Source organism: Microseira wollei NIES-4236, from assembly GCF_020521235.1.
Classification (GTDB): Bacteria; Cyanobacteriota; Cyanobacteriia; order Cyanobacteriales; family Aerosakkonemataceae; genus Microseira; species Microseira wollei.
In genome coordinates this window covers 56,009-68,055 of record NZ_BLAY01000006.1, presented here as the reverse complement: position 1 = coordinate 68,055, position 12,047 = coordinate 56,009, and the positions used below count along the sequence as shown (strand labels likewise).

8 protein-coding genes and 1 pseudogene are annotated in these 12,047 nt (G+C 46.8%); 2 read left to right on the top strand and 7 right to left on the bottom strand.

Features of this window, described 5'->3' with window-relative positions:
* Nucleotides 1-350: 350 nt before the first annotated feature.
* The 7 genes from glcD to miaA form a co-directional block, all read right to left on the bottom strand.
* Complete coding sequence (gene glcD / locus MiSe_RS03525; RefSeq protein ID WP_226574852.1) at nucleotides 351-1,826, bottom strand: glycolate oxidase subunit GlcD; 1,476 nt, start codon at nucleotides 1,824-1,826, stop codon at nucleotides 351-353.
* 67 nt (nucleotides 1,827-1,893) lie between these two features.
* Nucleotides 1,894-3,897, bottom strand: a complete 2,004-nt coding sequence (locus tag MiSe_RS03520; RefSeq protein WP_226574851.1) for a serine/threonine-protein kinase — start codon at nucleotides 3,895-3,897, stop codon at nucleotides 1,894-1,896.
* Nucleotides 3,898-4,063: 166 nt separating this feature from the next.
* Nucleotides 4,064-4,321, bottom strand: coding sequence for an O-linked N-acetylglucosamine transferase family protein (locus tag MiSe_RS03515; RefSeq protein ID WP_226574849.1), 258 nt, complete (start codon nucleotides 4,319-4,321; stop codon nucleotides 4,064-4,066).
* A gap of 117 nt (nucleotides 4,322-4,438) precedes the next feature.
* The gene (locus MiSe_RS03510; RefSeq protein ID WP_226574847.1) at nucleotides 4,439-4,660 is read right to left on the bottom strand and encodes a hypothetical protein; all 222 of its coding nucleotides are present in this window, start codon (nucleotides 4,658-4,660) and stop codon (nucleotides 4,439-4,441) included.
* A gap of 15 nt (nucleotides 4,661-4,675) precedes the next feature.
* On the bottom strand, nucleotides 4,676-4,819 hold the full coding sequence (locus tag MiSe_RS03505) for a hypothetical protein (RefSeq protein ID WP_226574846.1): 144 nt from the start codon (nucleotides 4,817-4,819) through the stop codon (nucleotides 4,676-4,678).
* A gap of 540 nt (nucleotides 4,820-5,359) precedes the next feature.
* Entirely contained in the window at nucleotides 5,360-5,539 is a 180-nt protein-coding gene (locus MiSe_RS03500) for a tetratricopeptide repeat protein (RefSeq protein ID WP_226574844.1), read from the bottom strand.
* A gap of 261 nt (nucleotides 5,540-5,800) precedes the next feature.
* On the bottom strand, nucleotides 5,801-6,715 hold the full coding sequence (gene miaA, locus MiSe_RS03495; RefSeq protein ID WP_226574842.1) for a tRNA (adenosine(37)-N6)-dimethylallyltransferase MiaA: 915 nt from the start codon (nucleotides 6,713-6,715) through the stop codon (nucleotides 5,801-5,803).
* Nucleotides 6,716-6,993: 278 nt separating this feature from the next.
* Here miaA and MiSe_RS53625 point away from each other — a divergent pair.
* Both MiSe_RS53625 and MiSe_RS03490 read left to right on the top strand, forming a co-directional pair.
* Nucleotides 6,994-8,175: pseudogene (locus tag MiSe_RS53625) on the top strand (ATP-binding protein); the annotation flags it as partial.
* A 99-nt stretch (nucleotides 8,176-8,274) separates the two neighbouring features.
* Nucleotides 8,275-11,889 carry an LAGLIDADG family homing endonuclease gene (locus MiSe_RS03490; protein ID WP_444980455.1) on the top strand — a complete coding sequence of 1,205 codons (3,615 nt, stop codon included), beginning with the start codon at nucleotides 8,275-8,277 and terminating at the stop codon, nucleotides 11,887-11,889.
* Nucleotides 11,890-12,047: the final 158 nt, after the last annotated feature.

Sequence of the window (12,047 nt, the reverse complement as noted above, 5' to 3'; positions counted from 1 at the left end):
GACATGATTGGTTTGTCAACCACGCGCAGCAGGCTTGTGCAGCTAAATGTGCAGCTGCATTGAAGACTGGGTTTGCAGCTCGAGTTAAGATTGGATTGCTTTATGGAGCAGGAGGCGCACTTCTACTGGTTGTGGTAATAGGTCCAGTGATTTTTGTCCTCAAGCAGATGCAGCAATCTCCTAAATTGGCCTACGGAATTTAGATTTTATACCCATAAAACCGGGTTTTTCTCGTTACCAGGCTCCGGCCTGGTAACGCCATTTTAGAGGCTCTGCCTCGCTTTCGCCTCCGGAGGCAGAGCCTCCCAGAATGCGTTCCCAGGTGGAACCTGGGAACGAGAGGCGAGAAACTAAAACACCTCTAATTGCTCAAATTTCTTCTCACTTTGAACGGCGCGCGCCGCCTCCCCACAGGTGCGAGGTGTGGGGAATATTTTACCTGGATTGGCTAAACCTTGGGGATTAAAAACTTCTCTTACCCATTGCATTGTTTCTAAGTCAATCCCGTTAAACATATCGGTCATGTAGCAGCGTTTATCTGCACCAATTCCATGTTCTCCCGACAGACTACCGCCAACTTGTACGCAAAGTTTCAGAATATCTCCGCCTAATTCTTCGACTTTTTCCAATGCTCCCGGTACGGAGTTATCGTAAAGAATCAGCGGGTGTAAATTCCCATCTCCGGCGTGGAATACGTTCGCAATTTTATAGCCGTATTTCTTACTTAATTCCTCAATCTCTCGCAGTACAAAAGATAACTGGGTGCGCGGAATTACCCCATCTTGCACGTAATAATCGGGACTGACGTGACCGGCGGCGGCAAAGGCGGCTTTCCGTCCTTTCCATAATTTTAATCGGGTTTCTGGGTCGTTTGCCGTTGTAATGTTGCGCGCGCCGTTCTTTTTACAAATTTCGGCAATGCGCTGTTTATTCGTCGCAACTTCTACTTCCAATCCGTCTATTTCTACTAGCAAGATTGCCCCGGCATCGCGGGGATAACAGCCAGTGGCAACGACATCTTCTACGGCGTTGATGCTGAGGTTATCCATAATTTCCATACCGGCGGGTATTATCCCGGAACCGATAATATCTGACACGGCTGCTCCGGATTCTTCAATTGTGGTAAAATCAGCTAATAAAACGCAAATTGATTCGGCTGTTTTGAGGATTCTTAAAGTAATTTCTGTGGCAATTCCTAGGGTGCCTTCGGAACCAACAAATAAACCCGTCAGGTCATATCCTGGCATTTCTTGAACCGCGCCACCCACATCGACAATTGAACCATCGGGGAGGACTAATTTTAATCCCATGACGTGGTTGGTGGTGACGCCGTATTTGAGACAATGAACGCCGCCGGAATTTTCGGCAACGTTGCCACCAATTGAGCAGATAATTTGACTGGAAGGGTCGGGTGCGTAGTAGAAACCAGCGCCGCTGACGGCTTGCGTTACCCAGTTATTAATGACTCCAGGTTGAACTACAACGCGCTGATTTTCTAAGTCGATGCTAAGGATTTTCTTCATCAAGGCGGTGACGATGAGGACGCAATCTTCGACTGGTAATGCACCGCCAGATAAACCCGTTCCCGCACCTCTCGCTACCCAAGGTATTTGATTTTGGTGGCAAATTTTGACAATTTCTGCTACTTGTTCCGTCGTTTTCGGTAGCACTACTGCTGCTGGTCTTTGTCGGTAGCTGGTGAGTCCGTCGCATTCGTAGGTTAGTAACTCTTCGCGACGTTGAACGACGCTGTTTTTACCGACTACGGCTGCAAATTGTTTGAGGATGGGTTGCCAGTTTCGCTGTTGTTTTTCTTGTAGGATCATGGGTGGTTTGTTGCAGGTTGAGTCTAAAGAATATTGTGACAAAAATTAATTTAAAATAGATTGGTTGTTAGCGTTTTAATTTTCCCAGCAGTCGCTTGCGGTTCTCGATGGCTTCAGTATTGGCGGGCCAAATTTGAATGGCTTTGTCGTAGGCGGCGATCGCTTCCTCATATTTTCTCATTTTCTCTAACACTGCACCCCGGCGATACCAAGCTTGAGAGTAGTCTGGCTTAATCTGCGCCGCTCTGTCAAATGCGCCTATTGCTTCCTCATATCGCCGCATCTGTTCTAGAATCGTTCCTCGGTTATACCAAGCATCGGCGTAGTCTTGTTTAATCCCAACGGCTTTGTCTAACGCGGCTAGTGCTTCATCGTACCGTTTTAAGTGTCCCAGAACTTGACCCCGTTCTTCCCAAGCATAAGGCGAGTTGGGATCGAGTTGTAGCGCTTTATCTAAGGATGATACTGCTGCCTCATATCTCTGCAATTGTCGCAGCACTTCGCCCTTTTGCCTCCAAGCTTCTGCATATGCTGGTTTATGTTGCACTGCTTCCCCAAGCGATATCAAGGCATCATCGTAGCGCTGTAGTTTATTTAACACCGCGCCTCTCTGATACCACGCAAGGGCGTCATCTGGTTTAATTTGAACGGCTTGATTTAAAGCTGCTAGAGCTTCTTCATGGCGTTGCAGTTTATCCAGTAACTCGCCCTGAAAGTACCACGCCGTGGCGTCATCGGGTTGAATTTGCACTGCTTTAGTTACAGCTGCTAATGCTTCTTCATTACGTTGCAATTTATCTAGCACCTTGCTGCGACCATACCAAGCGGGTGCATAATCTGACTTGAGTTTAAGCGCTTCTTCAAAAGCTTTGAGTGCTTCGTCATTTTTTTGCAATTCCAACAGCGCCTCGCCGCGTTTTACCCAAGCTTGGGGGTAGTTTGGCTGAAGTTGCAAGACTTTGTCTATGAGGGCGATCGCTTCATCATACCGCCGCAATTCAACTAAGGTACTGCCTTGATTAAATAATTCAACGGCTTCGGGTACGGCAGGTGTTGGCGTGGGAGTATTGACTGGGGCGGGGAAACTCGGTTCCTCTTTTGGTGTAGAGTGTAAAAGCTGGGATAATCCCAAGGTCACCATAACGGTTACCAGAATAATCAACAACTGCGGTGACTTAACAAATTGCTGTTGTCGCAATTTTGACAGGACAAAGTATTGCGTCTCAGCCGCCGTAAAATTTTGTAAGGAACGCAAATCGTTGAGTACTTCGCTCGCTGATTGGTAGCGATCTCGAAAGTGCGATCGCACCATTCGGTCTAAAATTGCTGCAAAGACTTCGCTAACTTGGGCATATTGGCGCCAGATAATTTCCCCTGTTTGGGTATCTTCCTGGAATTGCTCTGGTACGATTCCTGTTAATCCCTGGATTGTCGTTATTCCCAAACCGTAGATATCGCTGTTAAAACGCGGTTTTCCTCCCTGTTGTTCGTTTGGCATATAACCAGGGGAGCCTACCAAAATCGTACAACTTGTTTCCCCCTGGGGATTCGCTACCAGGGTATTAATTTCTTTTACCGCGCCAAAGTCAATTAAGATTAACTTGCCATCAACGCGGCGTCGGATTAAATTTGATGGCTTAATATCGCGGTGAATCACATTTTGTTGGTGGACAAAAACCAGGGTTTCTAGGACATCCTGTAATAGTGCAATCGCTTCTGGTTCTGTCATACACCCCTCGCCGCTGGTAAAATTGGCGAATTCGACGCCGAGATCGTCACCATCAATGAATTCTTGTACCAAATAAAATTCCTGGTTTTCCTCAAAGTGAGCAAACAGTTGGGGAATGCGATCGTGCGAGCCCAAACGGTACAATACTTGGGCCTCCCTGTCAAATAAACGTCTCGCTGTCTGCAATACCGAAGGATCTGCATCTTTCGGTTTGAGTTGCTTAACGACACAGAGGGGATTACCGGGGAGATCTCTATCTTCAGCTAGATACGTCTCGCCAAACCCCCCACTTTTGAGCTGCCCAATGATATGGTAGCGATCGCGCAGTGTTTGTCCGAGCATGAACTTCGTGCAATGTAGCAAAGCATCTTGCTCAACGCATGATAACTGATTACTCGAAACTATGCATAGATCTCTAGTTGCCAAAACTACCTTCTAATTTTGCTTGGGATGCGCTTGCACAACTTGTTGATAAAAAGCTTCAAGTGCTTCCACGCAAGCTTTGTCGTCATAAAGATAGATAATCGTGACCTGCTTTGATTCGTTCTGCAATCTGGCGTAGCCAAGTTGGATCTAAACCCAATTTGACGGCAATGTCTGTATATTCAGCTTCGTTTTGAGCAATTGTATCGGTGACGCCCAACATTTTTAGAAAGGCGTAGGCGTGACGCCCTTCCATGAATTCTCCGGGACAAGTAACAATGGGTAAATTACAAGCGATCGCTTCTAGTGATGTATTTCCCCCCGACCAACTTAATGCATCCAAAAACCCATCTGAAAGTCAATTAATTTTCAGCTATTCAATTCGTTTCGTCATGCTGAGAACTAGGCAGTAATCTTGGCTTTTCAGCCCTACCTGATCCCCTGCTTGATCCAGTCGTTTTTACAGCAAATTTTTCCGCAAAAATAGAAACCTGGCTTGAGGAAAGCGACGGACAATTTCAGCAAAAATATAATCTGGCTGAGGCAGATATTTAAACGGTGCTTGGCAACACAAATAAATAACTACATCATCGGGTAACCCAAAATCTGCCCTACTCTTTTTACTCGTGGGAATATCTTCTGGTTTGGGATAGGCTACGCCAATATTCGGTAAGCGAATCAATCTTTCATAATAATGTTATTGAGCATTTTTCGGGTCGAGCAACTCGCTGGATAAAAAATAGTCAATTGTTGCTATGCCCGAAGTTACTGGATGTCCCCAAGCCTTGCATTGAACGGGGGCTAAACGCAACCCAGCCATTTTTACCGTTCGAGCTTCCATGCCGATTTCTGGAAATACTAGGATGTGTAATTCCTCGGCAATTATCTTTTGACAGACGGCTGACAGATTGCCAGTAATTTGATGAAATACATCGCTGTAGTTTCGGCACTGTTGCGTGAAAGTATCTGTAAGTCCTGGATGCCCTAAATAATATCATGTCAGGTAGCAACGGTTGTGTAACTGGTAATAGCTAATCCCTGGCTGCTCTGGAGGCAATTGACAAGCTCGCAATTAGCAAGCTTGCAATTAGCAATTAGCCATCCATACAGCGATCTCTCGCGGACATGATCTGAAATGTTGTAGCACAAACTATCCCTGTCAAAGCATTGTTTTTACTTTCAGGGGTTGTGAGCGAGGTTTGCTGAATTAAATTTTGCATTCCTGCTCAATTGCTTGTTCAACTTGCGCCTGTTATAGTAACAAATTGCCCAAATTAACCAAGCTACCCCAGTGACTGGGATTGATATGATGTCAGGCTTTTCACCCATAATTAAAACTCAGAGCGTCAGAGTGTCCTTAGCGTCAGAGCGTCAGTCCTAACTATGGGTAATCAAACGGACATGATCTGACTGATATTCCCTGACGATAAACAGTTTCAGCTTCAGTTATTTCGCCATTCTTTGCTAAAATTAATCCCAAATTATTATCAGCATCGACCAAGTTTGAATCGAGAGCGATCGCATCTTGATAAGCTGCTATCGCCTCAGCCTCGTTATCCAATCTTTCTCAACAAGTCCTAGTACATAATACCCGGTTGCATTGGCATCCAAATCTAAAGATTTTAAAATTGCTGAATCAGCATTTTGAGCCTAGCTAGTTCGAGCCTAAAAAATGCCTAAATTGATCCATGATTCAGCGATAACGCTCCGCCAACGTAAATATTATTGATATTTTGGCTCGGCGGCATCAAATTGCTGTTGCTGGTGCAAGGCTAAGGCTTATTGGTAAATTATATCCACGGCATTTTCTGGTTGCATAAAACTATCGAATACTCCCAATAAATTTTTGGATTCTGTTCCACACTTTTTCTAACAAATCTGGTTGGTCGGCGTCAAACCATTCAATTTCAGCATCAGCTTTAAACCAGGTGCGCTGTCGCTTGGCAAATTGTCTTGTGTGCAAAACAGTTAAATCTTTCGCTTCAGATAGGGAAACCTCTCCCGCTAGATATTGTTTGATTTCTCGATAGCCTAGAGTATCGAGTAAAGGTAAATCCATACCATATTTTTGGCACAGCAATTCTACCTCAGCTACTAAACCATCTTTTAGCATTTTTGCGGTTCGTTGTTCAATGCGTTTTAAAAGATGAGACGAATCGCAATCTAAGCCAAGTTGTAAAATAGGATAAGTGGGGGGATTTTCACCTTGCTGTTGGGAAATGGGAATTCCTGTGACATAATACACCTCTAAAGCGCGTAATGTCCTTACGGGATCGTTGGGATGAATTTTTTGAGCGGCGGCGGAATCGACTTGTTGCAGCAAGGCGTAAACTTGATTTTGACCGAGGGATTCGAGTTGCGAGCGCAATTCTTTCTGGGGCGCCACCCTGGGAATTTTCATCCCCCGCACGACTGATTTAATATATAAACCAGTCCCTCCCACCAATAAAGGAATGCATCCCCTTTCGTGAAACTGGGCAATTAATTTTTGAGCTTGCTGCTGGTAATCTGCAACCGTTAAAGTTTCTGTGGGATTGCAGATATCAATCAAATAGTGCGATACTCTCTGTTGTTCGGCAGGTGTGGGTTTAGCCGTGCCAATATCAAACTCCCGATAAACCTGCCGCGAGTCAGCACTAATAATAACAGAATTGAGTCTTTGAGCGATATCCAAAGCCAGCCCCGACTTCCCCGTAGCCGTAGCACCGCAGATAACTATAAGTGGGTCATGGGTCATAGGTGATGAAATTGAGCAAGTGAGCAGGTAAGCAGGTGAGCACAGGAGATGGCGAGATGGTGAGATGGCGAGAATATAGATTCAAATTCTCCTGTACCCACCTGCCCCTCTGCCCACCTGCACCACTGCCACCCTTGAAAAGGGTATATCCCCCAGATAAATAATCATCTATAATGGCCTAGAGCCGCCTATAAGCCTTTTGTGTTACAATTTTGGAGTGTTTTTTCCTTTATGACGCCTCTGGGCGGAGAAAAGGCTCTATTGGAGAAGTCCTTATTATGACGAGTAGTTACAGCGCCGATGACATTCAAGTTCTGGAAAATCTTGAACACGTTCGGAAACGTCCGGGAATGTACATTGGTTCTACCGGGCCAAGAGGACTCCACCATCTAGTTTACGAGGTAGTGGACAATTCGATCGATGAGGCGCTGGCTGGCTACTGCACCCACATCGAAGTTGACCTCAACGCCGATGGTTCGGTAACGGTAACCGATGACGGGCGGGGAATCCCTACAGATATTCATCCCCGCACTGGCAAATCGGCACTGGAAACGGTGTTGACGATTCTGGGTGCAGGCGGTAAGTTTGGGGGCGGCGGCTATAAGGTTTCTGGAGGGCTGCACGGTGTAGGCGTTTCGGTGGTAAACGCCCTCTCCGAATGGGTAGAAGTTACCGTTTGGCGGGATAAGAAGGTTCACAAGCAGCGCTACGAAAGGGGCATCCCAATTACGGAATTACAAGCTAACCCGATTAAAGAAGCCCGCACGGGGACATCGGTAACCTTCGTTCCCGATGGGGAAATCTTTACCACAGGTAGAGAATTCGATTATATGATTCTGGCAGGACGCCTGCGGGAGTTGGCTTTCCTCAATGCTGGGGTCAAAATTACATTTACCGATAACCGCATCGAATTACTCAAAAGCAATACCCCCAAAGTCGAAATCTACGAATACAAAGGCGGGATTCGGGAATACGTTGCTTACATGAACCGGGATAAGCAACAGCTGCATGAGGAAATTATCTACGTGCAGGGAGAACGCAACAACGTCCAAGTGGAAGTGGCGTTGCAGTGGTCTTCTGATGCTTATACGGATAATTTATTGGGTTTTGCCAATAACATCCGCACTGTGGATGGCGGGACGCACCTGGAAGGGTTGAAGGCGGTGCTGACGCGGACGTTGAATGCGATCGCTCGCAAGCGCAATAAAATTAAAGAATCCGAAGCCAACCTCGCTGGCGAAAACGTCCGCGAAGGCTTAACCGGCGTCATTTCCGTCAAAGTCCCCAACCCAGAATTTGAAGGTCAAACCAAAACCAAACTCGGTAACACCGAAGTTCGAGGAATTGTTGACTCTCTAGTAGGCGAAATTCTCACCGAATACTTGGACTTTCACCCAGCAGTAGCAGACGCCATTATCGAAAAAGCAGTTCAGGCATTTAAAGCCGCCGAAGCTGCCCGTCGCGCCAGGGATTTAGTCCGCCGCAAATCGGTTTTAGAATCCTCTCCTTTACCCGGTAAATTAGCCGATTGCAGCACCCGAGATCCCTCTGAATCCGAGATATTTCTAGTTGAAGGCGATTCGGCCGGCGGATGTTTTATAAGTTCGACTTATATTTTGCTATCTGATGGTTCAGAAAAAACTATCAAAGAGATAGTTGACGAACAAGCAGAAGGGAAAGAACACTTTTGCTACACCATCCGCGAGAGTGGAAACATTGGTATCGAGCGGATTACTAACGCTCGGATGACCAAGGCAAATGCTGAAGTAATCAAGCTGACATTAGATAACGGGGAAACCCTGTTCTGCACCCCCGATCACCCGTTCATGTTGCGAGATGGCAGCTATAAAGCAGCAGCATTGCTGACGCCAGAAGATTCGTTGATGCCAATTCACCGCCAGATTTCCAAAAAAGATAAAAATGGCTGGGGACTTGACGGTTACGAAATGGTTTTGAATCCCCTGAATGATAAGTGGATTTACACTCATCTTTTGGCGGATTTTTATAACCTAAAACATGGAATTTATCAAGCATCGGATGGCAATCATCGCCATCACGTTGACTTCAATAAACGCAACAACAATCCGACCAATATTCAGCGACTTCCGGCGGAGGAACATTTAGCACTGCATCGGGCGCATCTAGAGAAAACCTTGCACCGACATGATGTAAAAGAAAAGAGTCGCCAAGTTCACATGAGCGAAGAATTTCGCGCCATGATGAGCGAAAGAATGCAACAGCCGGAAACGCGACAAATGCTCTCAGAACAGGCTCTAGCTCAATGGCAAGATGAAGAGTACGCCTACATGACTCAAAAGTGGCGTGAGTTTTATGAGAGTAACGAAGCTTATCGCCAGCAAAATCAGGAACTATTGGACAAAGCGCAGCAAGAGTATTGGAGTGATGAAGCGAATCGTTTAGCACAAGCTGAACGGGTGCGGAATTACTTTGCCAATAATCCGGAAATGCGAGAGGCTTATTCAATTGCGGCTAAGCAACAATGGGAAGATGAGGATTTGTTGGAATGGCGGCGCCAAAAGACAAAGGAACAATGGACGTATGAATACCGTGTCAAACGGAAGGAAGCGTTAGACAAAACCTACTATCGCAAGACGATTGAGGCGTTGAAAAAAGTTGAAATTTGTTGCCACGGCTATCTGGATTTGGAACTTTATCAATGCTACCGTCGCCGCTTGCGGGATAAGTCTTTGTTGACATTTGAAACCTTTTGCGATCGCTACTTCTACGGCGACATCACCGCAGCGAAGCGCGCTGTCAAGAATTACAATCACCGCGTGGTTAAAATCGAACCCGTAGAAGAGCGCTACGACGTTTACGACATCGAAGTTCCCAACAGCCACAACTTTGCCCTAGCAAGTGGTGTATTCGTCCACAATAGCGCCAAACAAGGACGCGATCGCCGCTTCCAAGCCATCCTCCCCCTGCGCGGTAAAATCCTGAACATCGAGAAAACCGACGACGCCAAAATCTACAAAAATAACGAAATCCAATCGTTGATTACAGCACTTGGTTTAGGCGTCAAAGGCGAAGAATTCGATGCCTCCCAACTGCGCTATCACCGCATCGTAATTATGAGCGTTGCTGGTGATGAACCAACCTTGGTAGCGGACGATACCGGCAAAACCGAATTTGTCACCATCGGTCAATTCATTGATGATTGCGTTGAAGGTCGTCGGACTACAGAAAAATACCGCGTCATCTCCTTTGACCCCGTAACCCACGCCACCCGCTTCAAACCCCTCAAAGCTGTGATTCGTCACACCCACGAGGAGCCGATGTATAAAATTACAACGCGCTACAACCGCTCGCTCAAAGTGACATCATCTCACAGCGTGTTTGTCTACGAAAATGGGGAAGTGCGTCTCAAAAAAGGTAACGAAGTTCGACCAGGCGATTTGTTGGTAGCTAGTCGGCGTCTTCCGCGTCCAGAAGTGAGTCCAACTCAAATTGATTTGCTGGCAACATTATACCGGGCTGGCTTAACCGAGGGACTTTACCTGCAAGGTGAAGAAGTGCGGCAAGTTGCCAGTAAACGGGTTTTGGCAAAGGTAACGCGCCCAGAATTGTGGAGCGAACCGCGAGTGAAATTAGAGTTAGAAGATTGGCAACAACTGATAGATCAACGTCAGGCGTTGGGAGTATCTCAGAAAAAGGTTGCCAATGCTTGTGGCGTCAAGCAACCAATTACAATTAGTCACTGGGAGCGTGGCATTAACCAACCAACCTTGCCTGACTTTCTCAGCTATCTGGAAGCCATTGGTGGCAATGACAATATCCTCTATGAAACATTGCCCGACAAAATTGACGAACGACTGGCACAAGATGATACGAGCAAAAATGCCCGTTGGCGGGAAGTAAGCTGTTACAAACCGTTGGATTTCTTCACCCCCAGCGAACTCGCGCAAATGGGTGCAGATGTAAAAATTGTGCCGCAAGCGCATACCGATAAAGCTTTTGATCGCTACCTACCCATTACTCGCGAATTAATCTGGTTTTTGGGCTGGTACGTCGCCGAGGGAAGTTTGAGCCAGCATCAAGTTAGCCTTAGCTTGGGCAAAAAAGATGAGCCGTTCATCCCCGAACTCTGCACTGCTATTGAGAAGGTGTTTGGTGAAATACCTCGTTGCTACAACGATCCAGAAAGTGACGGCATCAAACTATACTTCCATAGCGTTGCAGCAGCACGCTTAATCCGAGCTTGGGGACTGGGCAAACTTGCTCATGAAAAGCAATTGCCAGATATTGTTTTCAGCCTGAGTGAAGAATTACAGCTAGCTTTCCTAGAAGGCTATTTCCTGGGTGATGGCACGACTGGTGGTAACAATTTGTCGTTTACAACCAATTCTGGAACCCTTAAAGATGGGTTGCTCTATCTGTTTGGGCAACTAGGTTTGATGGCATCAAACAGTCACCATCAGCCTTCTACTGCTGCTGATGCACTCATTCAAACCCGACATCCCTATTACAGTATCGCGATCTGTGGCAAAGAGCAGATCGAACGCTGTCGCCCCATATGGCAACAACACGGGAATGCCCACAAGCTGGAGGCGCACCTAGCCAGTCCCACTCGGAAATCATTGGACTGCGTGCCAATTAGCGATGATTTGATGGGGTTGAAAGTTGTTTCTGCTGAGGAAATCGATCTAGTCGGTGACTATGTTTACGATTTCTCAGTTGAGGGTGATGAAAACTTCATTTGTGGCATAGGTGGAGTCGGAGCAAAAAATACCGACGCTGATGTTGATGGCGCGCACATCCGTACCCTGTTGTTAACTTTCTTCTATCGGTATCAACGGGCGCTCATCGACCAAGGCTACATTTACATCGCCTGTCCTCCGCTGTATAAAGTAGAACGGGGTCGCTCTCACTACTACTGCTATAGCGATCGCGAACTGCAAAACCAGCTGCGCGAATTTCCCCCCAATGCCAACTACACCATCCAAAGGTTCAAAGGATTGGGGGAAATGATGCCAGCACAGTTGTGGGAAACCACGATGAACCCGGAAACGCGCACGCTCAAGCAAGTCGAGATCGAAGATGCTGCCGAAGCGGATCGAATCTTTACGATATTGATGGGCGACAGAGTGCAACCCCGCCGCGAGTTCATCGAAACCTACGGCCCCAAACTCAACCTCACCGATCTGGATATCTAATCGGGGGATAGGGCTCTGGAGCAGGTGTGCAGGTGGGCTCCAGGGGCTCCAGCTGTTCCAGGGGCTCCAGGGGAATTTGAATCTACATTCTCCCCCGCTCCCCTGCTCCCCTGCTCCCCTGCTCCCCTGCTCGCTCCCCCCTTTCGTAAAAAATCTTA